The following is a 26,937-nucleotide window of genomic DNA, read 5'->3' on the forward strand; positions in this document are numbered from 1 at the left end:
AAGGCGCGCCAATGCGCGCCTTGGTTACGACCGCTCGCCGGGCATGTCCGGCTGCGGCAGATTCAGCATCCGCAGCGTCGCGGCCATGGCCGTTTCGAGCGGCTTGCGGTTGCGGTGCATCTTCTCCAGCAGCGTCGCGCCGAGCCACAGCTCATACAGCGTCGACGCCGTGTGCAGCGGATCGGCGATCCCGTGCAGCGAACCATCCGCGAGCCCCGCTTCGATGCTGGCCGCGAGCCGGTCGATGATCTGGCCGGTGCCGCGCCGCAGGACCGCGCGCATCGACTCGGACAGATCGGACACCTCGGCGCCGAGCTTCACCGCGAGGCACTTGCCTTCCGGATCGTCCGCACACTGCGTGTGCAGCCAGTTGCCCCAGTAGCTCATCAGGCGCGCGGCGGCCGAGCCCGGCTGCCGGAGCAGCAGGTTGTCGAGATGCTCGAGATAGCCGTCGAAATACGCTTCGAGCAGCGCTTCCCCGAACGCCTCCTTCGAGCCGAAATAGTGATAGAACGAGCCCTTCGGGATGCCCGCCGCGGCGAGAATCTCGTTCAGACCGACCGCCGAAAACCCCTTGTGGAGCATGATCGGCTTCGCGATATTCAGGATGTGCTGGCGGACTTCCGCGCCTGAAGATGCATTCATGGTGGCGTATGGTAGCAAACGATTAGACCGGTCGTCTAGTAACGGACGGACCGCATTTTGAGCCGCACTTTACCCCAATGGCTTCGTGCGAAGCGCGAGGTGCGAGGTGCGACGCCGGCGGACTGCCATCGTGAATGGAATCCGGCGTCGTGCGCATGTGGCTTCGGCTGTGACTGTGGCAGTAGCTGCGGCTTGGGCGGCTACGGCTGCCGCTACGGCTGCGGCTGCGGCTGCGGCTGCGGCTGCATGCAGCATCAGACACCCTTCGACGAACGCCGCTTGACGCCCGGCTTCGCCGCATGACCGCCGCCGCTTGCGGCCCGCGCCGGCGTGCGGCGTGCGGGCAACCGTATCGCGCGCGCGTTGCGCAACGCTTCGAGTTCGACGACATACGCCGCGTTTGCCGCCTGTGCGCCGTCGAGCTGTCCCTGGAGCACCCCGCACCGGTGCAGCGCGTCGCCGAGTTGCGCCTGCAGCGCGGCGACATCGCTGCGATGCTGCACGTCGCTTTGCAATTGGCGCTGCTCGGCGCGCGCGGCCATCGCATCGATCTCCTTCTGCAGCCGCACGGCGGCCGTCCGCTCGCGATCTATCTCCTGAAGCGCGCGCTTTTCCGATGCGCGCAGCCGGTCCTCGGCGCGACTCGCATCGTCGCGCAGCCGATCGAGTTGAGCGGTGAAATCCTCACGCGCCTGCGCCAGCGCGCGGTCCCCTTCCGCGTTGTCGGCCTGCAGGCGCTCGACCTCCGCGGCCAGCGCGCGCTGCGACGCCCCGTCGGCTGCCCGCGCCTGCTCGAGTTCCTGAATCCGCACCTGCGCGGCCAGCAGAGCAGTCGTGCGTTGTTCCAGTGCCGTCTCGGTACGCGCCAGTTCGGCCTGCAGTGCAGCGACCTCCGCGCGCGCAGCCACCCTTTCCGACTCCACGTCCGCGCGCAATGCGTCGAGGGCCGTTTCCGCAGCGGCCGTCGAGCGCTGCCATAGCGTCGCGACCAGTTCGCCCGCAGCCGCCTGCAGATCGGACGGCAAATCCGGATGCGCGATCCGCACCCGGCTCTTTTCCCGGAGTTCGGCCCAGAACTCGCCGAGCACTGCCGTGGGCGTGCTCATGCTGCCTTTGCGGACGAGCTGGTAGAGGCGGTTCGCAGTCGGCGTGATGCCGAACCGGAAAAACAGCAGCGCGCAGGCTTCGCGGTACAGCTCGCGGGTTTTCGGGAAATCGGCCTTCAGGCGCTCGATTTCGGCGGCGAGGCGGGATTCATCGGCGGCGATGTCGGACATGGTCAGAGGTGGCTGAATTTTTTGTGAATAATACAACGTAAACCGTTAAATATCCAATCATCCAGCCCGACACTTTTGACATTATTTCTATAATGTTGAAATTATCGCCCCAGCTACATGTGGCAACTGCGCCGCCCGGTGATTACAGCAATTTAGGGGCGGCATTTCCGTACACCATAAGTCGATGCCTGCGTACCGGCTCCACCTGCGGAGACTGCGTGATACCCCTGCGTTTATACGTGGACACAGAATTCACGCATTTTTGAGATTGCGACCTGAACAGCGATCAGTTTTCCATCGCGAGATTCATCGCCCTGGCAGTCATGCAACGTGCAATGTCTCGCCTTGGCGAACGCGACTGCCGGCTGCTGATCAACAATTGCGAACACTTGGCTCTCGGTTCCTGTTTGCTCAAGCAAGAAGCGAGCAGGTCGAAGCATGCACGCGCATCCCTTCGCACATCATGGCAAGCCTCACCATGCTCGTTGCCCGCTCGGTTGTGCATGAATGGCGTGCTGCGTTCTCTGCGCGCACCGTCAGCCTCCGAGTTGCCGCGCTGAACGCTTGGCGGCGCGCAGCACCAGCGGTCGGAAGCTGCGCATTGACGATGGGTAATCGGCGGAATCCCGGAGCATCGCGGTCAGCCGTTATGGAATGCGAATCATGGCGGATTCGTTGTCTGCCGACGCGGAAGCCCCTCGTTGCTAAAGGTCAACGTGCGAATCGGTGCGGAATTGGCGCCGTGGCGCGTGAGGCGTTCATCTCGACGGGCCGCGCCCGCTTACAACGCGTACCCTGAGAAATCCTTGTATTTGACTTCAATCAAAGCCCCTCTCCTTGGGCGCTCTCACACTGGATTTGTCGTTGCGACGCAGGCGGCGCGGATGCCGGCCTCTACAGTGGAGCGTCGATGAACAAACTGCTTCTTTTGCCGATGTCGCTGCTATCGATCGTCATTGCGATCGGCAGCTTGCCGTCGCTTGCGCGCGCTGAGGACGGGGAACTTCTTGCCCGGCAGCTCTGTGCCACTTGCCACGGTGCTCGTGGGCACAGCGAATCACCCATGTTCCCGCGCTTGAGCGCTCAGACACCGGAATATCTCACTGTGCAGCTCAAGGGTTTCCGCGAGCACACGCGGGGCGAAACGCATGCGCGCGAGTATATGTGGGGTATCGCGTCGCGGCTCGACGATGTGACGATCGCATCGCTTGCAGACTATTACTCGCATCAGGAACCGGTACATGGCTACACAGGCAACGCAGCGCTGATGGCGAGAGGGAAGGATATTTTCGAGCATGGCGTACCGGACCGGGGGACCCCGGCATGCGCTTCGTGCCATGGCCCGCAGGGCCAGGGTGCCGGCGCGTTTCCGCGGCTTGCGGGGCAACACCGGGAATACCTGCTTCGGCAGATCGAAGTCTTCAAGAACGGGACGCGCGCCAATGCCCCCGTCATGACGGCCGTCGCTCATACGCTGGATTCCGACGACGCCAAAGCGGTCGCCACATGGCTCGAATCGCAGTAGTGTCGGCGACGATCCCGATCAGGTTCATGGTCACCGTGATGCGAGCCAGTTGAAAAATTCCACGCTGCGTCATTTGATGCGATACCAGGCGACGCCGTCGCTATCGAGTTTCACCTCGGCTTCGCGCCGATGCAGCAAATAATTCAGATGCGCAATGCTCTCGCCGGTGGCCACGTCCAGTAGATCGGGATCGGATCCTATGGGACGCGAGAACAACTGCGGAAATACGTCAACTGCTCGCCTGGGTTCGCGCAACGCCTCCCGCACACGATCCAATGCAAGGTGCTGGCTGCGCTTCAGATAGTCGAGCCGAAGGTGAAGTCCGCGGAACGGCTCATCGTGACCCGGCAACACCAGGACATCATCGGGTATTTCGAGCCGCAGCTTGCCCAGTGAATCCAGCCAGTCGCCGGTCGGATTGGCATCGGGTTCGGTGGGGATGACCGAAACGTTGGGCGAGACCCGCGCCAGAACCTGGTCGCCCGAAATCAGCAGCTTCAGCTCAGGACAATGGAAGCACGCATGCTCCGACGCGTGTCCGGTGCCAACGACGACGCGCCATATGTGGTCGCCAATGCGCAGTTCCTCGCCGTCGCGCACGCGCTGATAACTGTCCGGTGGTGCGTACACATACTTGCCGAAACCGCCGAAGCAAGTTCGGTGGACGTCGATCGCATCGTCGTCCCAGCCTGCGCTTCGATAGAAGCGCACGACATCGTCGGGCGCATCGCGACCGACCTCCGCCGTCATGACGCGGCACATCAGGTATTCCGTCCGTGTCATCCAGAGGCGGCAGCCGAACTTGCGCGTCAGCCACCCTGCCAAGCCACTATGATCCGGATGCGAGTGTGTGACGAAGAGCCGTGTCAGTCCACCCGGTGCCAGTGCGCCGCCCCCTGCGAAGAGCCTGCGCCATGCATCTGCGGTGTCGCCGGTCTGCAGCCCGGTGTCGAAGGCCGCCCACCCGTTTCCGTCCCGCACCGCCCACAGATTGACGTGACTCATCAGGCTGAGCGGCATTGGCATACGCATCCACAGCACCCCTGGCGCAACCTCGTGCGCCGCCCCTGGCACCGCTGCCTTGCCGCACGGGTAATTCAGAACGGGCTTGGTGTCAGCGGGCGTAACGAGCGTGTCGTCGCTCATTTCAGTATCACCGATGGTCGATGCACTCGGGTCGCACATGCAGCCCGTTCCGCCGTACCGGCATGTTGCCGCGCCGCAGCCGGCACGGAGAGCAATGCCTGCGTCGCAAAAGGACCCGAGCCGCACGCGCCGACTGCAGGACTGAGGTCATCATCATACGAATACTTGCAGCGCATAGTCGAAGGCGAGAATCGCTGCAGAAGACACGATTCCCAGTATGACGTTAGGAAGACGGTGCTCGAGGTCAGGATGCCTGCTTACCCACGCCGACATGAATCCTTCCGGGACGTTTCCCTTGTCACACGAGTAAGGCAACGCAGTGGATCAAAGCATCTTGTTTTCAACATCGACCTTTCTGGCGACCGGATATTGATGTGAATCAACGTGGTTGAAGGCCTCGAACGAAGCGCGATGCGTTCGATTCAGCGCTGTCGCCGTGAAGATCCGGCCCGCCGTCGAGCAAACATACCGGCTCGGACTTGCGCGCGTCGTCGACGCCGCTCAACCGGGGCCCGAAACCACCAGGCTTGCGTTCGATCAACGATGCCCGGCCGGCGCCTCGTACAAGGCGTCGGCGCGGCGCGCCGCATGTGCGTCGCTGATCCACCCAATTGTTGCAGCCATTCATTACAGGAGTCTGCCGTGCGCATCACGGTTCATCTCGACACATTCGCGCAAGCCGGCTCATCGGCCTATGCGATCGTCTGGCTTGATTTCGACGAGCACAAGTGGTCGTGCGAGGGGCACGACGCAATGGCAATACCGTCATGGGGGACGCTTGCACGAGCTGGCGACGGCATCCGGCTTGCCGCGCCCGATTCCGACCACCCGCTCGTCGTCCTCGACGACTTCGCGTCCGGCAATGCCAAAGCGCCGTGTGTCGGCGCATCCGGCATGGCACGCTGGTACCGGCACGCACATCATGCGCCGGATGCCGGCCGCTGGCATGTGCAGTGCGTCGATACCGAGCAGGCCGAACCCGAGCACCGGCTGTTTGCCGATGACGCAAGCTGACGATGGTGGTATCCGCGAGCGTCAATACAGCAGATACGTTGCACGCTCGCGCTCGAACACGGCGTTCTGCGCATCGGCGCCCCTCTCGATCTCGTCGAGCGGATGCCCGTCGTTCAGCATGTCGGCAATGACCTTCGAACCGACCGACGCGCGGATCGCGTCAATCCGGAAGCGGCCTGGATAGCGTCGGTGCAGCGCGAGCGCCAGCGCGAGTCCGAGCGCCCCTGGCCGCAACGGCCCCGGCGTTCGTGCAATCCGCACGCCCTCGCACAGCGCGCCGCGGTGGGTGCCCTCCACCGGTACGAACCGGGTCGGCGCGAACGTCGCGTTCAAGTGCATCGCGCGGAGATCGTCCGCGAGTGCACGGCCGTCGATCCACGGCGCACCGACCACGCCGAACGGGGTCGCGGTGCCGCGCCCGACGCTGACGTCTGCGCCTTCGACGAGGCCAACGTCCGGATACAGCGACAGCGCGACAGGATCGCGCAGGTTCGGCGAAGGCGGCACCCAGCCGAGCCCGGTGTCGTCGAAGCGCATCGCACGCCGGTAGTTCTGCATCGGCACGACGGAGAGTTGCGCACCGATCCCGAGCCGATCGTTGAACAGTTGGGCCAGTTCACCGACTGTCATCCCATGCATCAGCGGCAGCGGGTAATAATTCGTGAAGGATCCGGCATCGGGATCCGACACCGGTCCGCCGGCAAGGTCCGCGCCGAGCGGATCCGGCCGGTCGAGCACCACGATCGGGATGTGCGCGGCCGCGGCAGCTTCGAGCGCGTAGCCGAGTGTCGCGATATACGTGAAGAAACGCACGCCGGCATCCTGGAGGTCGAAGACGAGCACGTCCACGTCCGACAACGCCGCTGGCGGAATCCTCCGACGGTCGCCGTACAGACTATGGACCGCCACGTTCGTGCGCACGTCAACCGTATCGCCGAACGTCGTGTCGACATCGGTATCGAGGCCGTGCTCCGGCGCGAAGATCGCCGTGAGCCGGGCCCCCGGCGCCTGCGCAAGCAGGTCGATCGTGCGCCTGCCCTCGCGATCGAAGCCGCTGCGGTTCGTGACGACGCCGATGCGCTTGCCGGCGACGGCCGCGAATCCAGTCGCCGCGAGCACGTCGATGCCGGTCAGCACCGTTCCCGTCGACGCCGGCAGGCGCGCCGCCTGCGCAACGGCCGCCGCCATCGCGGGCACGCGCACGGCGATCTGCGCGCCCGATACCGGCGGCGCGCGGCTCGACACGATGCCCAGCACCTGGGCGCGCAACGGCTGCGCGTCGCCCGTCGCGTCCGGATACAGGCGGCTCGTCAGCACGACGACGAAGCGTCGGGTGACGAAGTCGATCCACAGACCGGTGCCCGTATAGCCCAGATGGGCGATCGCGCCCGCCGCCGGCAACCGGTAGCGGTTCGCAACGAGCGGCGGCTGCAGCGCCCAACCCGCGGTGCGTGCATCGCCTTCGGCGTCGAGCGTCGCCGGCGTTTCCAGCACGGCGACGCTGTCGCGCTGCAGGATGCGCCGGCCGCCGAGCACGCCGTCATGCAGCACCATGCGCGCGAAGCGCGCGAGATCGTCAGCGGTGGAGAACAGCCCCGCGTTGCCCGAGACGCCGCCCATTGCCGCCGCAATCGGGTCGTTCACGCGCGCGCCGGTCGTCGCACGACTCTGCGCTGCACGCGTTGGCGCGACGCGCGCAAGCATGCGGGTACCGGGCCGGAAGCGCGTATCGTGCATCCCGAGCGGCGCGAAGACGTGGGTCGCGCACCATGCGTCGAGCGGTTCGCCGCTTACGCGCTCGACGATTTCGCCGAGCGCCACGTAATTGATGTCGCTATAGACGACGTGCGCGCCCGGCGACGCGACCGGCGGCATCGCCGCCACATCGGCGAGGACCGCCGCGCGGGAGTGCAGCGCCCGCGCCGACGACACGCCGGCCGGCAGGCCCGACGTATGCGCGAGCAGCTGCCGGACCGTGATGCTGTCCTTGCCGTGCGCGGCGAAAGCCGGCCAGTAGCGGGCGGCCGGTGCGTCTAGCGCCAGCTTGCCACGCTCTGCGAGCTGCAGGATCGCCGTCGCGGTGGCGACGGCCTTCGTCAGCGAGGCGAGATCGAAGATCGTATCGGCCGTCATCGCATCCGGCACCGGCGCTGTCGTGCGCATGCCGCTCGCGACCCGATAGCGGACGCCTTCGGCATCGCCGACGAGGACGACCGCGCCGGCAACATGGCGATCCGCGATCTCGGACGCAATCGCGGCGGCAACCGTGGCGGCCGCCTGCCGGTCCGCGTCGCGAAGTGCCGCCGCGTCGCCGGCCGCACCTGCGACGCTGCCCGGCAGCGCCAGTACCAGCATTCCGATCAGCGCGGCAGCGCTTCTGGCTCGTAGCGATTGCGCGGATTCCATAGCATCCACCCGTCTGTGCCTGCAGCGTCGGCCGCATCCGCTTGTGCACGGATCTCATCGGCATCGAACACACGATGATCGAACGCATAGTCACGAAACGCCTGCAGCCATGGCCGGAAACGTACGCCATCGAGGCCAGTGCGACGCTTCGCCTCCTCCAGCGACCGGGAAACGATCTCTCCGGGTTTGTCGGTGGGCTTCCGGCAGCCCGGCAATCCCCACGTGAACCCGGACGGATACAGCATCGGTGAAATGTAGTCGACGACTCGCCCGAACGTCTCGAGCCGCTGCCCGATCGACGTGTCGTCGAAATTCCAGCAGACGTAGCCGAAGATGTCCGCCGACACGTAGAGGTTGTATGGCCGCAGGCGCTCGCGCGCACCCGCCAGGAAACCCGTGATTGCTGCCACGCGGTTCGCCTCGGTGTTCGCCACGCTGAACCGCAGGGCGTTGGCGTCGGGAAACCGCAGATAGTCGAACTGGATCTCGTCGAAACCCATTCGGGCGGCCTCTTCCGCGACGTCATAAATGTGTTCCCGCGCGGCGCGAACGGTCGGATCGATCCAGCGTTGCTGTTCGCGGTCGCGCCAGATTTCGCCGGCGGCATCGCGTGCGGCCCAATCGGGATGCGCTCGGGCCAGCGCATCGTCCTTGAACACGACGATGCGTGCGATCAGGTAGAGGCCGCGCGCATGAAAGGTCCTGAGCAGCGCCGGCAGATCCGTCGCGCGGCCCTCGCGGCCGGGGATCGGGTCCGCCGCGCCGGCGATTTCGCGCGCGAGGCTGCGATAAGGCGTCATCCCGCTGTCGCCCTTCACGTCGATCACGAGCGCGTTGATGGCCGTCTTGCCCTGCAGCGCCAGCACCGCATCGCGCAGCGTCCGGTCGTTGACGCCGTAAGCCGACAGATAGACGGCCTTCGGGCGCAGTGCCGTCATGCGGATCGTGCGCGTGGCGTCATGTCCGACCAGCGTGATCTCCGCGCGCGTGTAGCCCGGCATCCGCACGCTCACGTTCGTTCCGCTGCCGTCCGCCGGGACGGCAAACTTGCCGGCGGCATCGGCGATGCGGCTCTCACCCGCCGCGTAGCCGATCGCACCGGGCAGCTGGCGTCCGCTCGCGGCATCGACGACCGTGACCGTCACCGTCGCCGCATGCGCTGCGAGCCCGGCGAAGAACAGCATGACCCAGACGATCGCGCGGCTAGCCACGGTTGCCTCCGGCGGCGCGAAGCAGGCCGTTCATGCAGCGCGTGTCGCATGCATCGGTCATCAGGTAGCGCGGCAGCGCCATCGCAGGGTCGGCGCGCCGCACGGGCCGCGCGTCGATCGTGAACGCGGCGACGTAGCCTTCGCGAGCGGCGAGCTGCTCCGTGTCCGCGTCGTGGACGCCGAACGGCCAGGCCAGCAGGCGGACCGGCTTGCCGGTTTCGGTTTCGAGCCGGTCGCGGGAGCGGCTCAATTGCCAGGACACGAAGCGCCGGAAGTCGTCCGGTGACCGTCGCGTCCGCTCGGTCGCGAAATTCGGATGCCAGTAGGTATGGGATTCGATGTCGAATTCGCCCGATGCACCGAGCGTGCGCAGTTGATCCCACGTCATCGCGTAGCTGGCGTTGGAAATCGCCGACGGGTAGATGAAGAGCGTGACCGGCACCGGATGTTGCGCGAGGATCGGGCGCAGCACGTCATAGACGGAGCGATGGCCGTCGTCGACCGTAATCGCGACGGCGCGCGGCGGAATTGCGACGGCGTCGCCGGCATGCCAGCGCACGACATCGGCGAGCGGCACGATCCGGTAGCCGGCCGCATCGATTGCTTGCAGTTGGTCGTGGAACGTGTTCGTACGCACCGTCATCGAATCCAGCCGCTCGCTCGCGAACCGGTGATAGACGAGGATCAGCACGCGCGGCGGCAACGGCGTGACGTCGTCGCCGAGCACGGCTGACGGCACGCACGACAGCAGGAACAGGCAGACGATCAACCGGACGGTCACGATGCACCTCGTTCAATACGCGTCCGTCATTCTTGCCGAGTGTGCCTGCCGCGCGTTGAGTCAGATCAATCGGCAGAGACGCACGTGCGATGCCTCGAGATATGTGCGAACCGCGAATATCGGCTCCGTAGCGCCATGCGTTCGGTCTCGCGCAGGCGGTCGCCCGCGTTCCGTCGCCCACCGGAACGAGCAGCTGTCCTCCTCCCGGGGTACGCCCCGCCCGGCACGTGACCCGGTCCGGTTTCTCGACGAGCCCATCCAGAACATCGCTTTGGTCAGGCGAATCGGCCACGAACGAACCCTCTATCGGAGGCCGGCAGAAAGCCAGCGATTGAACCATGCGGCGGCGAGCCGCGCGACAGTGTCGAGCGCGCCCGGCTCCTCGAACAAATGAGTCGCGCCCGGCACGATTTCGATCGCGGTTTCGCAAGTCAGGCGCGCAGCGGCCAGCCGGTTGAGTTGCAGCACCTGCTCGTCACACGCGCCGACGATCAGCAGCGTCGGCGCGCTCACGTGCTCGAGCGCGTCGCCGGCCAGGTCCGGACGGCCGCCGCGCGACACGACGGCGCCGACGCCCGGATCGTGCGCGGCCGCGACAAGGGCGGCCGCCGCGCCTGTGCTGGCACCGAACAGGCCGACCGGCAGCGACCCGGTATCTGGCTGCGCCCGCGCCCATGAGATCGCGGCCGACAGACGATTCGCGAGCAGCCGGATGTCGAAGCGATAGAGACCTGTACGATTGTCGACGTATTCCTCGTCGCGTTCGAGCAGATCGAAAAGGAGTGTCGCGAATCCCGCCTTCACGAGTGTCGCCGCAACCGCGCGATTGCGCGGACTCAGGCGACTGCTGCCGCTGCCGTGCGCGAACACGACGAGGCCGCGCGCGCCATACGGCGTCGTCAGCACGCCATCGAGCCGCGTTCCGTCGATTTCCATCACGATGTCGCGCATTGTCATGCGATACCTCGCTCGCGCCGTACCTGGCCGGCCGTTCGAGCCGGCTAGTCGAGCGTCTTACGACCACGGTAGGTCACGCGACGCAGGGTGCGATTGATACAGATCAGCGGGCGGCCAGCATCCCCGTCGCTCGCTCGGGCACCGGTGCGTTAATCGAAAATCCCGGCGAGCGCGGCGATGCTTGCCGGATCGCACGGATGCACGACAGCGACCGAAAGCGGCGGTCCGGCGCGCGCACGTATCATCAGCGGCGGGAGTGCGCCGTCTGCCGGCGGAATCGGTCCCGGCAGTCACTCGTCGTCGCCCATGTCGACATGGCTACCGCTGTTCAAGTCTCGAGCACATAGGTGCCGGGTGCCGGCCCGAGGCCCGCGTCAGGCGTGCGCGCGGGCGTATCGCCCGTCGAGCGGGCGCGCAGCCAGTCGCACCAGCACGTCCACCACGACCCTTCGACCACCGGCGTGTCGTTCACGAAGTCGTGCCGGCTCCGGTAAGGCGCATCCGGGTCGCGCGTCGCGCAGCGATAGTGGCGGCCCCGATGACCGGGCTCGGATACGATCCCCGCGTTATGGCCGCCTGCCGTCAGCACGAAGGTCAGCGCGTTGTGCGTGAGCAGGTGCAGCTTGTAGACCGAGCGCCACGGCGACACGTGATCCCGCTCGGTGCCGACGACGAACATCGGCACGTCGATATCCGACAGCGCGACCGGCTGGCCGCCGACGCAGTAGCGGCCGGCCGCGAGATCGTTGTCGAGAAAGAGATGCGTCAGGTATTCGGTGTGCATGCGGTACGGCATGCGCGTGGAGTCGTCGTTCCACGACATCAGGTCGTTCGGCTTCGTGCGCCGGCCGAGCAGGTACTCGCTCATCATGCGCGACCAAATGAGGTCGCGCGCGTTCAGCAACTGGAACGCAGCGGACATCTGCGAGCCGTCCAGATAGCCTTGCCGCCACATCAGCGCGTCGAGCGCCGCCAGTTCGCTTGCGTCGATGAACAGGCCGAGTTCGCCGGGCTCGCTGAAGTCCGTCAGCGCGGCCAGCAGTGTCACGGACCTCAGCATGTCGTGCTGCCTGCCGTCGCGCGCAAGTGCTGCGGCGCCGATCGCGAGGAGCGTGCCCCCGAGGCAATATCCGACGGCATGAACCGCTTCGCCGCAGCTTGCGCGAACCGCGTCGAGTGCCGCAAAAAATCCGTCTCGCACGTAGTCGTCGAGTCCGAGATCGCGCGCCTCCGCGCCCGGGTTGCGCCACGATATCGCGAACACGGTGTAGCCGGATTCGACGAGGAAGCGGATCATCGAGTCGCGCGGTTGCAGATCGAGGATGTAGTACTTCATGATCCACGACGGCACGATCAGGATCGGCTCGCGCGCGACGTCCGGCGTCGTGGGGTCGTATTGCAGCAGCTCGCACAGCGCATTGCGCCATACGACGCGGCCCGGCGTAATGGCGACGTCGCGTCCCGGCAGATACGTCCGCGCATCGCGCGCGTGCGCACCGCACACGCGGTCGGCCATCGCATTCGCGTCGTCGAGCCAATGCCGCGCGCCTGCCGCGAGGTTCGCTCCACCGCTTCGAATCGTTGCTTCGAGCACGACCGGATTGGTCAGGATGAAATTGCCGGGCGAGCAAGCATCGAGCCACTGGCGCGCCGCGAAGCCGGCCAGCGCTTCGTGGTGCCGCTCGACGCCCCGCACGCCGCGCGTCGCATCGCGCCACCAGCGCTGGATCGCGAGAAAGCCGTCGCGGTACGCGCTGAATGGCCAGTTCGACCACGACGCTGCCGCGAAACGGGGATCGGCGTCCCCCGCGTGCACCGCGAGATCGCTCTCGTCCGTTTCGTCGCCGGCGGCCGGCGCCGCCGCCTGAAACGTGCCGGCCGCTAGCCACGCGTGCGTCGCCAGTTCAAAACACTTGCCCGGCGACACGGCGAGATGCGCGGCCCAGTCGAACATGGCCATGGCAAGCGACACCGGCGACAGGCCGAACGTCATTGCGGCCAGACCTGCGTGTGCTGCACGATTCCACTGTTCGGCTGGCGTTGCATCAGGGCGCTTGCACTCATCGGCAAGCAGTTGACGACTGGTGTCCGGAGAGGACCCCATGTCGCGAAGTGCCGGATTTCGAACGGCGGAACCTGACATGACGACCTCGTTCATCGCATGTGCATGCCACCGTTGACGGAAAAATCGGCGCCCGTTGCAAATGCGCCCTCATCCGAGCACAGAAACGCGACGAGCGCCGCGATCTCGTCAGGCTGCCCGAGGCGCCCTAACGGAATCTGCGGCAGGATTTTCGTTTCGAGCACTTCCTTCGGCACCGACTCGACCATCTGCGTCGCGAGATAGCCCGGCGACACCGTGTTGACGGTCACGCCGTGCCGTGCGAGCTCGAGTGCCAGCGCCTTTGTGAAGCCATGCACGCCGGCCTTGGCGGCCGCATAGTTGGTCTGTCCGAAGGCCCCCCGCTCGCCATTCACTGAACCGACGTTGACGATGCGACCGAAACCGCGCTCGATCATGCCGGCGACGAACGGCTTCGTCATGTTGAACAGGCCGTCGAGATCGGTCCGCAGCACCGCATCCCACATGCCCTTGGTCATTTTCACGAACGTGGCGTCGTGCGTGATGCCCGCATTGTTGATGAGCACGTCGACACGCCCCAGCTTATCGAGCACGCGTCTGCCGCATTCCTGGCATGAATCGAAATCGGCGACGTCGACCTCGAATGCCTGAAAGGTACGCCCCGCATCGCGTTCTCGCGCGAGCCAGGTTGCGACATGGTCGTTACGTTCCGAATGCGATACCGCGACCGTCATGCCGGCAGCGTGCAGGCGGCGGCTGATGGCGGCGCCGAGACCGCCCATTCCGCCGGTGACGAAGGCGACCCGGTCAGCGCGCATGAGCACCCTCCTTCGTCACATTCGCACCGTCCCGGCGCCCCTCGGCGATCAGCGTACCGCCATCCTTCCCGGAGATCTCCGTCATCCCGCGCTCGAGTGCCTCCATCCAGTCTCGCCACGGCATGCTGGCCTCGTTGACTACGCCCAGCCGGCTGAGGTCAGGAAACCAGTCCGACTGGAACCGGGGCACCCATCCCGTCTGGTATTCCCGCAGCCAGGTGCGCCACGCGTTGCGCATGCTCGCACAGGCGCACGACTGGCGGCATGAATGGCACGGGCTGATGGGGCGCCGCGCGCAGCCGCCGTTGATCTGAGTCAAGCGTGCAATTTCTGCCGCTGCCGCACGTGTAGTTCGACAAAGGCGTGCGCCGCTATGGCATCTTCGCTGCGGGGGATTGCTCCGACGGGCTTGAGCGAAGTCAGCGACAGCCGCATGCTCTCGAAATTCCAGCGCAAAGGGATGGCCGCAGCGCATGGCAAACAGATTTGCATCGTGGGCCCGGAAGGACTCGCTCGCATCTGAAATCGCATATCAGACGCGCCATCGATCAGCCGCGCACGTTCAGCACAGCGGCGCCTGACACACGTCCCATGCGCAAGTCGTCGAGCGCGCGATTCGCGTCGGCCAACGGATAACCGGCTGCCTCGATCTGCAACGGCATCGCATCGGCAAGCCGCATGAATGCATCGGCATCCGCACGCGTCAGATTAGCCACTGACGCGATACGGCGCTCCCCCCACAACGCGGCATACGGAAACGCCGGAATGTCGCTCATGTGAATGCCGCCGCACACGACGATGCCCCCTTTGTCGACCGCGCGAAGCGCCACAGGCACGAGCGCGCCGACGGGCGCGAAGATCAGCGCGGCGTCGAGCGTCTCCGGCGGCGGCTCGTCGCTGCCGCCCGCCCATGTCGCACCCAGCCGGCGCGCGAGCTGCTGGGCAACCGTGTCCCCGGATTTCGTGAAGGCAAAGACCTTGCGTCCCTCCAGGTGCGCGACCTGTGCAACGAGATGCGCGGCCGCACCGAATCCGTAAATCCCGATTCTCTGCGCATCGCCTGCCATGCGCAGCGTACGATGGCCGATCAGGCCGGCGCAAAGGAGCGGAGCCGCCTGAAGGTCGGAATAGCGCGCAGGCAGATGCACGCAATAGCGGAAATCGGCGACGGTGCGCTCGGCATATCCGCCGTCGATCGTGTAGCCGGTAAAGCCCGGCGTGTCGCACAGATTCTCCCGTCCGGCAGAACAGTACGCGCAGTGGCCGCACGTATGTCCGAGCCATGGCACGCCGACCCGGTCGCCGACGGAGAAACCCGTCACGCCGTCACCCAGCGCCGCAACCGTCCCGACGATTTCGTGTCCGGGAACCAGAGGCAGCTTGGGATGCGGCAGATCACCGTCGATGACGTGGAGATCGGTGCGGCAGACGCCGCATGTGCGCACGTCGATCAGCAGTTGCCCGGCTGCGGGCAACGGATCCGGCATGCGCGCCTCGCGCAAGTGCGGCGTTTCGCCATCGAATACCATCGCAAGCATGCTAGTTTCTCCGCCTGGCCGAGCGGACAGCCGCCAGTCGACTGCGCACGCGCCGGATTGCGAACACCATCAGATAGTCACGTACCCGCGCACCTTCCCCGAGGCTCTCGATTTCCTCGTCGAGCCAGCGTTGCAGTACATCCTCCGCTATTGCCAATTCCCGCGCCGCATCCCGCAGCGGCTCGAGCCACCGTTCGTCCTGCATCGCGCCCCCTTCATCGCGCGCGCCTCAACTGCTTCAAGACTAGTCGCCCGGCGGGGTCTCCGCACGCCTCGGCAACCGGCGCTTGACCTGTGTCAACGGGCCCCCGGCGGTTGCTGACACGATGAAATTGCGTTCCGCCGCTTGCCGGCTATCCGGAGATCGTCTGATGAGCCCCCTTACTTCACTTGCCGCTGGCGCCCGCCTCGACGATCAATTGATGACGCTGCCGAGTCATGCGGTACTGGCACCATCGAGCCACAATTCACAACCCTGGCGGTTCATTATCGACGGCAACACCGTCGCGGTATGCGCGGATCGGGTACGCGCATTGCCCGTCGTCGATCCTTTCGACCGCGAGCTGATCGACACTGTGCGGCCAGTGACCCGGACATCGATGTCCTCCTTCGCAACGCCGGGCAGTTCCGCTTTCACGGAATAGGCTCCGTCACTTTCCGTGACATCGATCTTCATCGACGCAAGATCGGGCTCGCGTGAGGGACGAACAATCGTCGCTGCAATCCAGCGTAGCCGCCAGTGCCGCCGTGCGCTTGATACGCGTCAACGTCACGAACCTTGCAAGGGAGCAGGTCAGCTACAGAACCGGAAGAATCCACTGTGCAGCAGGACGGGCCGCCCTCCGACCTCTTCCAGCATCCGTCGCGCAACGGACTCGATAACGGGACGGTTGCGCACGAAGGCGTCGGCGAGATCCTGCTCGCGAGGCGAGGCGGCGCCGAAATGATCCTCCAGCGCCTCGGCCGTGATCGCACACTGAACGCGACCGCCCTCGACGAGCGCCGGAAAGGCCAGAATGAGATCCGGAGCGCAGTATTCCGGTTTTTCGGCAGGAAACGAGATCTGCATGATGATCACCTGACTCAGCGGCACGCCGTTTGGTGGCTGTTGCGGAAAGCGTAGATTTGACGGCTCGTGCGCGCTTGACCTGCATCAAGCATCCTGTTCCGATCGTCCGACGGAAACGTGACGTTGTCGCCTGGCGAGACACCGCTCACATCCCCATCCTGCCCATCTGCAGCATGCCGTCCGCCTCTCGTCGCGCGAGAATGCGTGACGCTCAGATTCATTCATTGAGACACCCGCAAGGCGTCGTCAAGCGCTGAGTCCTTGCTGCGCGGCATGTCGGCACCAGATATTGGCCAGATCCGGGCGCCGCCGCTGTGCATTGAGCTTAACGAAACAGCCGTCGGTATCAGCAACGTCTCCCGACTGCCTCATGCTCGAACGCGCTTGACGCACGTCAAGCAGCGATGCGCCGAAGTTCGGTTGAATTCGGTTGGTAGGCACGCGTATCTCCGACGCACGCCGACCCGACCAGGAGTGCCAATCGTGCGCACACTGTACATTCTGTTCAAGCTCGTGTTCGACCCGCCACGCATGCACCGCATTCAGGCTGTGCAACCGTCTGGCCGGCCGGCCTTGCATGCGCTTTCGCCCGCTTACCTGCCATGTCCGGCACGCGCCGCGTCCCGTTCGCGCTGAGAGGCGGCAAAGCACGCCGCGACGCACTGCGTGTCGATCGCGCGCTGCGCCGAGCGGTCACCTACCCTCATCCCGCCGGCCGGATCCGACGCATCGAGACTCATCTGTCGGTTGTGTATCTCGCAGGGCGCTACGCGTACAAGATCGTCAAGCCGGTGAAGTTCGGCTTCGTCGATCTCACGCGTCTCGCGCAGCGCCGCCGTTGTGCGCAGGCCGAGTGCACCCTCAATCGTCCGTTTGCCGCGCCGCTGTATCTCGACGTCTGGCCGGTCGTCGCACATGGCCGGCGCTGCACGTTCGGCAGCGCGTTGCGTGAGCATCGGCACATGCGGCAATCCGGCGACGATCCGCTGGAGTACGTGGTGCGCATGCGGCGTTTCGACGCGCATGCGGTGCTCGACGTGCTGCCGTTCTATATGGTCTACCGTGCACTTGTGCGTGCGCTGGCGGCCCGGCTGCGTGGCGATGCCGTCGATCGCGCACGCTATCTGCGTGTCGCAACGGCCATCGCGGCGCGAGCACGTGACGCGCAGCCATGCCTGCTGCTCTGTCACGGCGTGTCGGGTTCGGGCAAATCGGTCGCGAGTCGTGCGCTCGCCGTGCGGCTCGGCGCGATCCGCCTGTCGAGCGACGCAGCGCGCAAGCGCCTCGCCGGCCAGGCTGAAGAAGCCCGGCTGCCGGCTTCGGCCTATTCGGTAGCCGCGATCGACGGGATTTACGAGCGCTTGCTCGTGCACGTGCAGACCGTGCTCGAAAGCGGCCATACGGCAATCGTCGATGCGACCTTCCTGCGCGAACGAAACCGGGCCGCGTTCATCTCGCTCGCACACCGTCTGGGGTTGCAGGTCATCATCCTGGATTTCGTCGCGAACCCATCGACGCTTCTTGCACGGGTCTCGGCAAGAGCGGCCTTGGGCTGCGACGCGTCCGACGCGGACACGACTGTACTCGCCAGCCAGCTCGAGCAGGCAGAACCGTTGACCGCCGCGGAACGCGCGCTCGCGATCCGCTTCGATACCACGATCGAACCCGCAGCCTACGACGGGGAAGCGTTTTGGAGGCCGTTGCTCGCGAGGCTAGCGCGCGCCGCGACGGAAGTCCACGCAAGAGACAACTGATGCGTTGCCATGGCGCGCCATCATCGTCGAGCGGTGGCCGGGCGTGTTCCAGACGCGCCGTTTCTCCTCGTGATGCGGCTGGCGCGCCGCAATGAGATGCAGTTCGTCGATCAAAAAACACCCCAAAGGCTGGATCCAGGTCCAACTTTTGGGGTGCAGTTCAGGGCTTCCCGTTTTCTTTCACCACTTATCAGACCGCCGCATCAATCGCTGGCCGTCTCCGCCACCTGCACATCGGCAACGGCATCCAGGCGCGCCGCGTTCGCTTCGGCCTCGGACTCCGACATCAGTTCTCCTTCCCACTTCGCGACGACCGCGCTGGCGATCGAATTGCCCACCGCGTTCGTCGCCGAGCGCCCCATGTCGAGGAACGTGTCGACGCCGAGAATGAGCAGCAGCCCCGCTTCCGGAATGTCGAACTGATGCAGGGTCGCCGCGATCACGACGAGCGACGCGCGCGGCACACCGGCCATCCCTTTCGACGTCAGCATCAGGATCAGCAGCATCGTGACCTGCGTGCCCAGCGACAGGTGAATGCCATACGCCTGCGCGATGAACAGCGACGCGAACGTGCAGTACATCATCGAGCCGTCGAGGTTGAACGAATAACCCATCGGCATCACGAAGCTCGAAATCTTGCGGCGGACGCCAAAACGATCGAGCGCATCGAGGATCTTCGGGTACGCCGCTTCGGAGCTCGCCGTCGCGAACGAAAGCATGAACGCTTCCTTGATCAGCACCAGCAGCTTGAACACGCGGCGGCCGAGGAACAGCAGTCCGGCCGCAACGAGCGTGGCCCACAGCAGGAACAGGCTCACGTAGAAATCGCCCATGAACACCGCGAACTTCAGCAGGATCGACAAGCCGTTGACCGCAACGGTCGACGCCATCGCCGCCAGCACCGCGAACGGTGCGAATTTCATCACGTAGCCGGTGATCTTGAGCATGACCTGCGACAACTGTTCGATCGCGGCGACGAGAATCTTCGCGCGCTCACCGAGTGCCGCGAGCGCGACGCCGAAGAACATCGAGAACACGACGATCTGCAGGATCTCGTTGTTGGCCATCGCCTCGGCGAACGACTTCGGCACCATGTGGCCAACGAAGTCCTTCAGCGTGAACTTGGACGTCGCCAGATTCGCCGTGGCGCCAATGTCCGGCAGCGGCAGGCCGAGGTGCTGGCCAGGCTGGAGCACGTTTGCCATCAGCAGCCCGAGCAGCAGCGAGGTCAACGACGCCGTGAAGAACCAGCCGAGCGCCTTCGCGAATACGCGCCCCACCGACGCCGCGTCGCCCATGTGCGCGATGCCGACGACCAGCGTCGAGAACACCAGCGGCCCGATCACCATCTTGATCAGGCGCAGGAACACATCGGATACGAGCGAGATGTAGCCCGCGATCTCGACGGCGGCCTTCTTGTCGGGAAACTGCGTGTAAATCATGTAGCCGATGATGATGCCGATCACCATCGCGATCAGAATCCATACTGCCGCGGAATTTCTTTTGTTCATACGGAGATTCAATGCACGCCGACCGTGCAAAAAAGATGAGACATGCGCTCCCGTGCCGTGCTGCGGGAGCGCATTGCAAACACTTCGTACTGCAATAGAATGGCCAAATTCTGGCCGGACTTTCGCCAGGTCGCGAGTGCCGTAACCTGGCGATGCAGCGCCGAACGCTCAATAACCGATGGCCGACCCGGCCGGACGACGCGGGTCGTTGTAGCCGTAGATGAAGCCGACCCGGACATTGCCGGATACCGACGAGTCGTTGCCCGAACTCTTCCGGCTCGCTGCCTCGGTACCCGGCAGGCCGACCAGAATCAGCTCTGCCGCGCCCCACGGCGTTTCTTCGACCATCTTGTAGCCCATGTTGTGCATGATCGCGAGCGTGTCGGGCGACAGGCCGTACGTCTCGTAGTAGACCTCGTCGGGCAGCCATTGCTGGTGGATGCGCGGCGCAGCGACCGCGTCTTGCGGCGCCATCCCGTAGTCGATCACGTTCAGCACCGTCTGCAGCGTGATCGTGATGATGCGCGAGCCGCCCGGCGACCCGACCACCATGAACACCTTACCGTCCTTCTTCACGATGGTCGGCGCCATCGACGACAGCGGACGCTTGCCCGGCGCGATCGCGTTGCGCGTGCCCTGCACGAGACCGAACAGGTTCTGCGCGCCGACCTTCACGGTGAAGTCGTCCATTTCGTCGTTCAGGAAGAAGCCCGTGCCCGGAGGGATGACCACCGCACCGAAGCGACCGTTGACCGTGTAAGTGGTCGAGACCGCGTTGCCCGAACGATCGATGATCGAATAGTGGGTCGTCTCCGGCTTCTCGTGCACGCCGAGACCGGGCTGCACGTCGACCGACGCCGTCGCCACATCGCCGCTGATGCGCTTGCGAATTTCCGCTGCGTATTCCTTGCTCGTCAGCTTGCTGACCGGATTGCTGATGAAGTTGGGATCGCCGAGCAGCGTGTTGCGATCCTCGTACGCGTGCCGCATCGCTTCGCTCATGTAATGAAGCGCCGACGCCGAATGATAGCCAAGCTTGCGCAGGTCGTACCCTTCCAGGACGTTCAGCGTCTCGCAAAGCGTCACACCGCCGGAGCTCGGAGGCGCGGCCGAGATGAACTCATAGCCGCGATACGTACATTTCAGCGGATCCATGTCCTCTGCCCGATACGACGCGAAATCGCCGGCCGTGATGACGCCACCCGCCTGCTTCGAAGCCGCCTCGACGATCTTCGGAATGTCTCCGCGATAGAACGCCTCGGGCCCCTGCGCCGCGATTCGCTCCAGCGTGCGTGCCAGATCCTTCTGGACCAGACGGTCTCCCGGCTGGAGCGGCGTGCCATCGGGCCGCAGGAAGATGCGGGCGGCCTCCGGATCCGATTTGAAGCGCTGAACCGTCGTGTCGAGGATGTCCGTATCGGCCCGCGTCAGCACGAAGCCGTCACGCGCGAGCCGAATTGCGGGCGCCATCACCTGCTTGCGCGTCAGGTTGCCGTATTTCCGCTGAGCGAGATCCAGGCCGGCGACGGTTCCCGGCACGCCGACCGCGCGATAGCCATAGAGACTTTCGCCCGGCCGGACATTGCCCGACGTGTCGACATACATGTTGGCCGACGCCGCAGCCGGCGCGGTTTCGCGGAAATTGATGAACCGGTCACGACCGTCAGCCAGATGAATGGTCATGAAACCGCCGCCGCCGATGTTTCCGCAGCACGGATTGGTCACGGCCTGCGCGTAGCCGACCGCAACGGCGGCATCCACTGCGTTGCCACCCTCCTTCAAGATCTCGACGCCGATTTCCGACGCAAGGTGCTGCGAAGAAACGACCATGCCATTCCTGGCTTCAACCGCAGGGTCCGAAGCGGCTAGCGCGCACAAATGCATGGCCGACAACAGGGTGAGTACAGCGAGCCGCCTCATGACGGAATCCTCCAAACAAGAACAAGGCAATGCCGGGATGCGCAGCCACCTCGTGGCTTATCGGCCTCACGAATCAATCGTGTAATACCTGATACATACAAGCGAGGCCGCGATCATATCACGCAGGTTTTCTCGCCAAAAACCTAGGGTTAACACTTGATTTTCGACGAAAACATCAAAGACGACTTAGTTGTAATGTTTTAGTCATTACATAGAAGGCGTCCGGTTTGTTTGCGCATCTGATGCGCCCCTCTTTTTTTGACGCCGCAGGGATCGCTGCACGCCAATGGGCTAACATGCGTGCAGTCGCGAGCAGACGGATGTCTGCCATTCGTCATTCAAATGCAAGAGTCGGAGTGCCCGATGGGGACAAGCATCAGGGCGTTGCTGCTATCCCAGATGGATAGCTTCACGCCGTCGGAACAGAAGGTCGCGCAGGCGTTGCTGGATCGATACCCGAGTCTCGGGCTGGGACCGATTGCCAACTTTGCAAAGCACGCGGATGTCAGCGACCCGACGGTCTTTCGCTTCGTCGTCAGGATCGGCTTTCCCAATTACTCGTCGTTCCAGCAAGCGCTGCATAACGAAATCGATGCCGCGATGAATTCCCCGCTCGCCCGGATGGATGCATTCCATTCCGAATCGAGCATGCGCGACAGTCATTCAGCGATTTTCCAGCGGCTTTCTCGATCGCTGGCAACGATGATCGAAGGACTCGACGCGACAGCGTTCGACGAAGCCGTGACGCTGCTCGCCAAGCCCGAGGTCCGCATCTTCTGCGGTGGCGGGCGCTACACGGCGCCACTCGCCGCCTTGTTTTCCTTCACGCTGGCGTACGCTCGGCCACATGTCCAGTACATCGAACCAAACCTGAATCTGGCTTCGATTGCATTGGCCGATATGGGCCCCAATGACGTGCTCGTCCTTTTCGATTTTCGTCGCTATCAGAAGGACAGCATTCGGTTCGCACGATCCGCCCATCAGCTTGGCGCCCGGATCGTACTGATCACGGACGAATGGGTGTCGCCGGTCAGCGAGTTCGCGCAGATCGTGCTCCGCGTCCAGGGGCGCCCTTTCGCGATGCTGCAGACCAATGTCCCCGCGCTTGCACTCGGTGAAGCGCTGGTGATCGGCATCACGAACCGGCACCCCGAATTGGCGAAGCAGAGAATGGAAAAGATCGAATACCTGAACACAGCGGGTATCGAACAGGACGCCAACCAGCGGGAACTGCCGGAGTGATCGGCGGCTGAGCCAGGGGCAACGCGCATCGCTCGACGAACGATCGGCGTTGCACGGCCTGTGCACGAGCCGGACCGCTTGAATGGCGGCGCGGCGGCGTATGCGCACCGATCCGCAAGCGCTCAGTGCCCGTGATAGAGCCTCGTCCTGTCGAGGTCATTCGATGCGAGCCGACGGACGCCCTCGGTTTGCCCGCCCCCGTGACGTATCGCATGTGCCTGATGCGGCAGTTCATGCCCGCCCTGCAATTTGGCGGTGCGGATTGCGCCACCGTGCGTGCGCACGCAGCCGGATTCTGCGCGGTTCGCGCATGAACGCGCGGCATACATGTCCGTCGGCTTGCTCGCAGCGGTTGCGCGTCGCGCGCGAACGGGTTCCGCGCGGTCGACTGCCCGGTCCGCGCTCTGGCTCGTGCTCTGGCTCGTGCTCTGGCTCGTGCTCGTGCTCGTGCTCTGGCTCGTGCTCTGGCTCGCACCCCGGCTCGCGCTCATGCCGCCGTCTCCGGCTTGCGCGAGACGATTTCCATCGGCCGCGCCGAACGCAAAGGCGGGCTGCTCCGGTATCGGCAGCTCGCCTGAAAGCACCGCGAGGTCCACCGCCGGCGGAAAATCGACGATCACCGACTGCACGCCTGATCCTTCCTGCGCCCGGCAGACGGGGTCGGCCTTGCAGAACCTGTCGAGCGTGACGTAGCCGCCGAACACCAATACGAGCGTCACGAGGCTCAATGCGGGCGCGGTCCCCACGCGAGGCTGATGGACTGCCGCATCGTGAAGCAGACGCGCGATGCGTGCGAACCAGCGATTGGACGTACGCACCTCGCCATCGGCGTACGCATCGTGCAAACGCGCGGGATACACTTCGAACGGCCAGCTCCGCGCACCGCAAACCGGACAGTGTTCGAGCGCGCGAAAGGCGACGAAGCCGCACTGTCTGCAGCGGCAGCACGCAGCAGGCCGCGACCGGGCGCGCACGCTCAGAACGCGTTCGACCGTGACGCGCGCGTCGGCTTTCCGGTTGAGCAGGACTCGCATCGTTCGACGACGGACGTGATCGGCTGCGCGCTTGAAATCCGCACGAATCCGTTCACGCCTGACGCTCCATCGCGGCATCGTATTGACCGCGGCATGCCGCACCGTTCAATCGCGCGCGCTCGAGCAACGCATGCTGCGCGTCGCGCACATTGGCCGCCTGCCCCTTCCAGGCGGCGAGCGGCGGCTCCTGCAGCGCGCGTCCATAGGAGAAGCTCAACAGCCACGGCCGCCCGGCGATGCGGTTCATCGCGTCGAGATTGGCCGTTGCTTCCTCGGGCGTTTGCCCGCCGGACAAAAAGAAGATGCCGGGCACTTCGGCCGGCACGACACCGCGCAACAGGCGAACCGTCGCATCGGCGATCTCCGAGGGCGTCGATTGCGTTGCGTGCGCGTTGCCCGGGACGACCATGCTGGGCTTGAGCAACATGTGGGCAAGCACGACGCGATGACGATGCAGCGCATCGAACACCGCATGCAGCACGGCGTCGGACACTTCCGCGCAGCGCTCGATCGAATGCTCGCCGTCCATCAGGACTTCAGGTTCGACGATCGGCACGATGCCCGCCTCCTGGCAGATCGCCGCATAACGTGCGAGCGCTTCGGCGTTCGCGTCGATCGCCAGGCGGCTCGGCAACGTGCCGGACACGTTGTACACCGCGCGCCATTTCGCGAAACGCGCGCCCTGCTGACGGTAGCCGTCGATGCGCTTCGCGAGCCCGTCGAGCCCCTGCGTGATTTCGTCGCCCGGCGCGTGCGCAAGCGGAATCTTGCCGGCGTCGACCTTGATGCCGGGCACGATACGCTGGCGCTGCGCGACTTCAGGCAACGGCGTACCGTTGTCGGCGCATTGTCCCAACGTCTCTTCATACAGAATGACGCCGCTGATGAATTCACCGAGGCCCGGCGTCGTCAGCAGCAGGCTGCGCCACGCGCGTCGGTTCTCCTCAGTCGATTCGACCGCAATCGTCTTGAAGCGCTTCGCGATGGTCGGTCCGCTTTCGTCGGCCGCCAGCAGGCCTTTGCCATCCTGGACGAGTGCCTGAACCGTCGCCTGCAGTTCGTTTCCGTTGTTCATGTCGTCCTCCCTTGCATGCGGCGTTGTCTGCCGCTCGATGCGCGTCGCAGCGCGCCCTTTGTTCCTCATTCTTGGTCGCCACACAGTCGGAATGCAAGGCACGCGTCGAACAACAACCGCGCACTGCATTTGTCGTGCTAGCTTGCATGCCGCTGCCGCGCCGCGAGCGTACCGATGGTCTGCATCGCGTTCTCCACGGCAGACGTCCACGGACGGCCGTAGTTGAGCCGCACGTAACGACGGAATCCGCCGGTCGCGGAAAATATCGGCCCCGGCGCGAGGGTGATGCCGTTCTCCATCGCGGCTCCGAACAGGCGCAGTGCATCCACGCGCGGCGGCAATTCGATCCACAGGAAGTAGCCGCCGTCCGGGGCAAACACTTCCGTTCCCTGCGGAAAATACTCGCGGACAGCCGCCAGCATCTGCGCCTGGTGCGCGGCGAGGTTATGCCGCAGCTTGCGCAGGAATCGGTCGTATCCGCCTTCGCGCAGATAGTTCGAAATGGCCAGTTGCGCAGCCACATCGGCCGCCGGCGCGGCAACGTTTTTCGCCTGTCTGATCTGATGGACGTAACGCCCCGCCGCGACCCAGCCGATTCTGAAACCCGGCGCCAGGCATTTCGAAAACGACCCGCAATGCAGCACGAGCCCGCTATCGTCGTACAGCTTGGCCGGGCGCACCGGTGCGGCCCCGAAGTACAGTTCGCCATAGACGTCGTCTTCGATCAGCGGCACCCGATGCGCGGCGAGCAGATCGATCAGCGCACGCTTTCGCTCGTCGGACAACGTTGCGCCGGTCGGGTTGTGGAACGACGTCATGAACCAGCATGCGCGGATCGGATACCGGTCGAGCGCCTCGGCGAGCGCGTCGAGGTCGAGCCCCGTGAGCGGATCGACCGGAATTTCCACGGCCTTCAGATGAAGGCGTTGCACCGCTTGCAATGCTGCATGGAACGCCGGACGTTCGATCGCGACCATGTCGCCCGGACGCGCAAGCGCCTGCAGGCTGAGCGTCAGCGCTTCCAGCGCGCCTGTCGTGATGACGATCTCGTCCATCGGCAACGCGGCACCCGTGATCAGGTAACGCAGCGCGATCTGCCGGCGCAGCCCTTCATCGCCGGGCGGGAACCCGGACAGCATCCGCGTACGGTTCATGCTGCGTGTCACCGACGTCACGCATCGCCACAGACTGCTCATCGGGAACAGCGAATAGCTGGCGAACGTCGAGCCCAGTGCGACGACATCCTCGCGCTTGATTGCATCCGTCAGCCTGAGCAGCACGTCGTCCACGACACCTGACATATTGGGGGCAGCAGACACGTTGCGAGGTGCAGCGTGACTCGATCGCACGCGCTTGACGCCGACATCGGACACGAAATAGCCGGAACGCGGCCGCGCGACGATCAGGCCCTCGCTCTCGAGCAGGTAATACGCGCGAAAGACAGTCGCCGGACTCACCTGGTAAGCCTGGCTGGCGGCGCGAACGGTCGGAATGCGCGCACCGGGCATCAGATCGCCGCGCCGGATCGCATCGGCTATCGTCTTTGCCAGTGCCGCGTAACGCTTCATGCCTGTCCCTGTCTCCTCCGTGTGGCGTTCAAAAAAAGAGTAGCACGGTGACTCTCCCACAGGACCCCGTCTTCTTGTCTGATCTGCTCGTTTTTAACGGGCTCTGATCCTTTTCATACGCCCGGTTCGCAGGCATCCTCTCGCCTTCTGTTCACCCGACGTCCATTCGATACGGAATTCACGCTGCCCGACGGCTGATCCGTGGTCCTGCGCGTTCGCGCCGGATCTTGTCTGCCGGCGTCCCCATCTCACCCAGGATCACTCAGCGTGAAAACGAAGACCCTCGTCGCGGGCCTCGCGGCTGCGATCGCCCTCAATCTGTTCGGCAGTGCCGCCAATGCAGCCTGCATCTCCAATCCTCCT

Annotated in this window: 22 protein-coding genes and 3 pseudogenes; 6 read left to right on the forward strand and 19 right to left on the reverse strand. The window is 64.8% G+C overall.

Translation table 11 applies throughout. The features are described 5' to 3' along the window. Positions 1-24 precede the first annotated feature (24 nt). Together ACV22Z_RS33705 and ACV22Z_RS33710 are read right to left on the reverse strand one after the other, a co-directional pair. A complete protein-coding gene (locus ACV22Z_RS33705) occupies positions 25-645 on the reverse strand; it encodes a TetR/AcrR family transcriptional regulator (protein ID WP_448080580.1) in 621 nt (206 codons plus the stop codon). Positions 646-899: 254 nt separating this feature from the next. Next, on the reverse strand, positions 900-1,922 hold the full coding sequence (locus tag ACV22Z_RS33710; RefSeq protein ID WP_448080581.1) for a DNA-binding protein: 1,023 nt from the start codon (positions 1,920-1,922) through the stop codon (positions 900-902). 910 nt (positions 1,923-2,832) lie between these two features. Here ACV22Z_RS33710 and ACV22Z_RS33715 point away from each other — a divergent pair. Beyond that, a complete protein-coding gene (locus ACV22Z_RS33715) occupies positions 2,833-3,447 on the forward strand; it encodes a c-type cytochrome (RefSeq protein WP_448080582.1) in 615 nt (204 codons plus the stop codon). 69 nt (positions 3,448-3,516) lie between these two features. Here ACV22Z_RS33715 and ACV22Z_RS33720 read toward each other — a convergent pair whose 3' ends face one another. Then, positions 3,517-4,593, reverse strand: a complete 1,077-nt coding sequence (locus tag ACV22Z_RS33720) for an MBL fold metallo-hydrolase (protein WP_448080583.1) — start codon at positions 4,591-4,593, stop codon at positions 3,517-3,519. A gap of 642 nt (positions 4,594-5,235) precedes the next feature. Between ACV22Z_RS33720 and ACV22Z_RS33725 the strand changes: the two genes are divergently transcribed. Then, the gene (locus ACV22Z_RS33725; protein WP_448080584.1) at positions 5,236-5,607 is read left to right on the forward strand and encodes a DUF3564 family protein; all 372 of its coding nucleotides are present in this window, start codon (positions 5,236-5,238) and stop codon (positions 5,605-5,607) included. Between the two features lie 21 nt (positions 5,608-5,628). Here ACV22Z_RS33725 and ACV22Z_RS33730 read toward each other — a convergent pair whose 3' ends face one another. From ACV22Z_RS33730 to ACV22Z_RS33760, 7 genes are all read right to left on the reverse strand, one after another. Next, entirely contained in the window at positions 5,629-7,962 is a 2,334-nt protein-coding gene (locus ACV22Z_RS33730; protein ID WP_448080585.1) for an exo-beta-N-acetylmuramidase NamZ domain-containing protein, read from the reverse strand. A 5-nt stretch (positions 7,963-7,967) separates the two neighbouring features. Next, a complete protein-coding gene (locus tag ACV22Z_RS33735; protein WP_448080586.1) occupies positions 7,968-9,224 on the reverse strand; it encodes a putative glycoside hydrolase in 1,257 nt (418 codons plus the stop codon). Then, complete coding sequence (locus ACV22Z_RS33740) at positions 9,217-10,005, reverse strand: polysaccharide deacetylase family protein (RefSeq protein WP_448080587.1); 789 nt, start codon at positions 10,003-10,005, stop codon at positions 9,217-9,219. The genes ACV22Z_RS33735 and ACV22Z_RS33740 overlap by 8 nt, the downstream gene beginning before the upstream one ends. Positions 10,006-10,308: 303 nt before the next feature. Continuing rightward, positions 10,309-10,962 (reverse strand): dienelactone hydrolase family protein, encoded by a 654-nt coding sequence (locus ACV22Z_RS33745; RefSeq protein ID WP_448080588.1) that lies wholly within the window; start codon positions 10,960-10,962, stop codon positions 10,309-10,311. Positions 10,963-11,290: 328 nt separating this feature from the next. Next, a complete protein-coding gene (locus ACV22Z_RS33750; RefSeq protein WP_448080589.1) occupies positions 11,291-13,105 on the reverse strand; it encodes a PHA/PHB synthase family protein in 1,815 nt (604 codons plus the stop codon). An 11-nt stretch (positions 13,106-13,116) separates the two neighbouring features. Next, positions 13,117-13,863, reverse strand: a complete 747-nt coding sequence (locus tag ACV22Z_RS33755) for a beta-ketoacyl-ACP reductase (RefSeq protein WP_448080590.1) — start codon at positions 13,861-13,863, stop codon at positions 13,117-13,119. Next, on the reverse strand, positions 13,853-14,182 hold the full coding sequence (locus ACV22Z_RS33760) for a hypothetical protein (RefSeq protein ID WP_448080591.1): 330 nt from the start codon (positions 14,180-14,182) through the stop codon (positions 13,853-13,855). Before ACV22Z_RS33760 ends, ACV22Z_RS33755 begins: the two co-directional genes overlap by 11 nt. Positions 14,183-14,287: 105 nt before the next feature. On the opposite strand from ACV22Z_RS33760, the pseudogene ACV22Z_RS33765 reads away from it, so the two are divergent. Then, positions 14,288-14,386: pseudogene (locus tag ACV22Z_RS33765) on the forward strand (Crp/Fnr family transcriptional regulator); the annotation flags it as partial. A 25-nt stretch (positions 14,387-14,411) separates the two neighbouring features. Here the strand turns inward: ACV22Z_RS33765 and ACV22Z_RS33770 are convergent. After that, positions 14,412-15,401 (reverse strand): zinc-dependent alcohol dehydrogenase family protein, encoded by a 990-nt coding sequence (locus ACV22Z_RS33770; protein WP_448080592.1) that lies wholly within the window; start codon positions 15,399-15,401, stop codon positions 14,412-14,414. 1 nt (position 15,402) lies between these two features. After that, a complete protein-coding gene (locus tag ACV22Z_RS33775; RefSeq protein WP_448080593.1) occupies positions 15,403-15,606 on the reverse strand; it encodes a DUF3562 domain-containing protein in 204 nt (67 codons plus the stop codon). Between the two features lie 217 nt (positions 15,607-15,823). Here ACV22Z_RS33775 and ACV22Z_RS33780 point away from each other — a divergent pair. After that, positions 15,824-15,970, forward strand: a pseudogene (locus ACV22Z_RS33780) (Acg family FMN-binding oxidoreductase); the annotation flags it as partial. Here ACV22Z_RS33780 and ACV22Z_RS33785 read toward each other — a convergent pair. After that, positions 15,958-16,095, reverse strand: a pseudogene (locus ACV22Z_RS33785) (Hsp20/alpha crystallin family protein); the annotation flags it as partial. The pseudogenes ACV22Z_RS33780 and ACV22Z_RS33785 sit on opposite strands and share 13 nt — an antisense overlap. 99 nt (positions 16,096-16,194) lie before the next feature. Beyond that, positions 16,195-16,470, reverse strand: coding sequence for a DUF1488 domain-containing protein (locus ACV22Z_RS33790; RefSeq protein ID WP_448080594.1), 276 nt, complete (start codon positions 16,468-16,470; stop codon positions 16,195-16,197). 602 nt (positions 16,471-17,072) lie between these two features. Between ACV22Z_RS33790 and ACV22Z_RS33795 the strand changes: the two genes are divergently transcribed. Further along, positions 17,073-18,224 carry an AAA family ATPase gene (locus tag ACV22Z_RS33795; RefSeq protein WP_448080595.1) on the forward strand — a complete coding sequence of 384 codons (1,152 nt, stop codon included), beginning with the start codon at positions 17,073-17,075 and terminating at the stop codon, positions 18,222-18,224. 203 nt (positions 18,225-18,427) lie between these two features. On the opposite strand, the gene ACV22Z_RS33800 is transcribed toward ACV22Z_RS33795, so the two are convergent. Next, positions 18,428-19,735: a dicarboxylate/amino acid:cation symporter gene (locus ACV22Z_RS33800; protein WP_448080596.1), complete on the reverse strand. Its 1,308-nt coding sequence runs from the start codon at positions 19,733-19,735 to the stop codon at positions 18,428-18,430. A gap of 168 nt (positions 19,736-19,903) precedes the next feature. After that, positions 19,904-21,655, reverse strand: coding sequence for a gamma-glutamyltransferase (ggt, locus tag ACV22Z_RS33805; RefSeq protein ID WP_448080597.1), 1,752 nt, complete (start codon positions 21,653-21,655; stop codon positions 19,904-19,906). Between the two features lie 363 nt (positions 21,656-22,018). On the opposite strand from ggt, the gene ACV22Z_RS33810 reads away from it, so the two are divergent. Then, positions 22,019-22,897, forward strand: coding sequence for a MurR/RpiR family transcriptional regulator (locus ACV22Z_RS33810; protein WP_448080598.1), 879 nt, complete (start codon positions 22,019-22,021; stop codon positions 22,895-22,897). 122 nt (positions 22,898-23,019) lie between these two features. Here ACV22Z_RS33810 and ACV22Z_RS33815 read toward each other — a convergent pair whose 3' ends face one another. From ACV22Z_RS33815 to ACV22Z_RS33825, 3 genes are all read right to left on the reverse strand, one after another. Further along, positions 23,020-23,643, reverse strand: a complete 624-nt coding sequence (locus ACV22Z_RS33815) for a hypothetical protein (RefSeq protein ID WP_448080599.1) — start codon at positions 23,641-23,643, stop codon at positions 23,020-23,022. Positions 23,644-23,983: 340 nt separating this feature from the next. Next, positions 23,984-25,006: a class I fructose-bisphosphate aldolase gene (locus ACV22Z_RS33820; RefSeq protein WP_448080600.1), complete on the reverse strand. Its 1,023-nt coding sequence runs from the start codon at positions 25,004-25,006 to the stop codon at positions 23,984-23,986. A gap of 137 nt (positions 25,007-25,143) precedes the next feature. Continuing rightward, entirely contained in the window at positions 25,144-26,574 is a 1,431-nt protein-coding gene (locus tag ACV22Z_RS33825; protein WP_448080601.1) for an aminotransferase-like domain-containing protein, read from the reverse strand. Positions 26,575-26,937 lie beyond the last annotated feature (363 nt).

It is taken from the genome of Burkholderia sp. PU8-34 (assembly GCF_053427725.1).

Coding starts and splice junctions, on each gene's coding strand:
- ACV22Z_RS33705 (WP_448080580.1), bottom strand. CDS start 645: ATGAATGCATCTTCAGGCGCGGAAGTCCGCCAGCACATCCTGAATATC.
- ACV22Z_RS33710 (WP_448080581.1), bottom strand. CDS start 1,922: ATGTCCGACATCGCCGCCGATGAATCCCGCCTCGCCGCCGAAATCGAG.
- ACV22Z_RS33715 (WP_448080582.1), top strand. CDS start 2,833: ATGAACAAACTGCTTCTTTTGCCGATGTCGCTGCTATCGATCGTCATT.
- ACV22Z_RS33720 (WP_448080583.1), bottom strand. CDS start 4,593: ATGAGCGACGACACGCTCGTTACGCCCGCTGACACCAAGCCCGTTCTG.
- ACV22Z_RS33730 (WP_448080585.1), bottom strand. CDS start 7,962: ATGCTGGTACTGGCGCTGCCGGGCAGCGTCGCAGGTGCGGCCGGCGAC.
- ACV22Z_RS33745 (WP_448080588.1), bottom strand. CDS start 10,962: ATGACAATGCGCGACATCGTGATGGAAATCGACGGAACGCGGCTCGAT.
- ACV22Z_RS33750 (WP_448080589.1), bottom strand. CDS start 13,105: ATGTCAGGTTCCGCCGTTCGAAATCCGGCACTTCGCGACATGGGGTCC.
- ACV22Z_RS33755 (WP_448080590.1), bottom strand. CDS start 13,863: ATGCGCGCTGACCGGGTCGCCTTCGTCACCGGCGGAATGGGCGGTCTC.
- ACV22Z_RS33770 (WP_448080592.1), bottom strand. CDS start 15,401: ATGCTTGCGATGGTATTCGATGGCGAAACGCCGCACTTGCGCGAGGCG.
- ACV22Z_RS33775 (WP_448080593.1), bottom strand. CDS start 15,606: ATGCAGGACGAACGGTGGCTCGAGCCGCTGCGGGATGCGGCGCGGGAA.
- ACV22Z_RS33790 (WP_448080594.1), bottom strand. CDS start 16,470: ATGCAGATCTCGTTTCCTGCCGAAAAACCGGAATACTGCGCTCCGGAT.
- ACV22Z_RS33795 (WP_448080595.1), top strand. CDS start 17,073: ATGTCCGGCACGCGCCGCGTCCCGTTCGCGCTGAGAGGCGGCAAAGCA.
- ACV22Z_RS33800 (WP_448080596.1), bottom strand. CDS start 19,735: ATGAACAAAAGAAATTCCGCGGCAGTATGGATTCTGATCGCGATGGTG.
- ggt (WP_448080597.1), bottom strand. CDS start 21,655: ATGAGGCGGCTCGCTGTACTCACCCTGTTGTCGGCCATGCATTTGTGC.
- ACV22Z_RS33810 (WP_448080598.1), top strand. CDS start 22,019: ATGGGGACAAGCATCAGGGCGTTGCTGCTATCCCAGATGGATAGCTTC.
- ACV22Z_RS33820 (WP_448080600.1), bottom strand. CDS start 25,006: ATGAACAACGGAAACGAACTGCAGGCGACGGTTCAGGCACTCGTCCAG.
- ACV22Z_RS33825 (WP_448080601.1), bottom strand. CDS start 26,574: ATGAAGCGTTACGCGGCACTGGCAAAGACGATAGCCGATGCGATCCGG.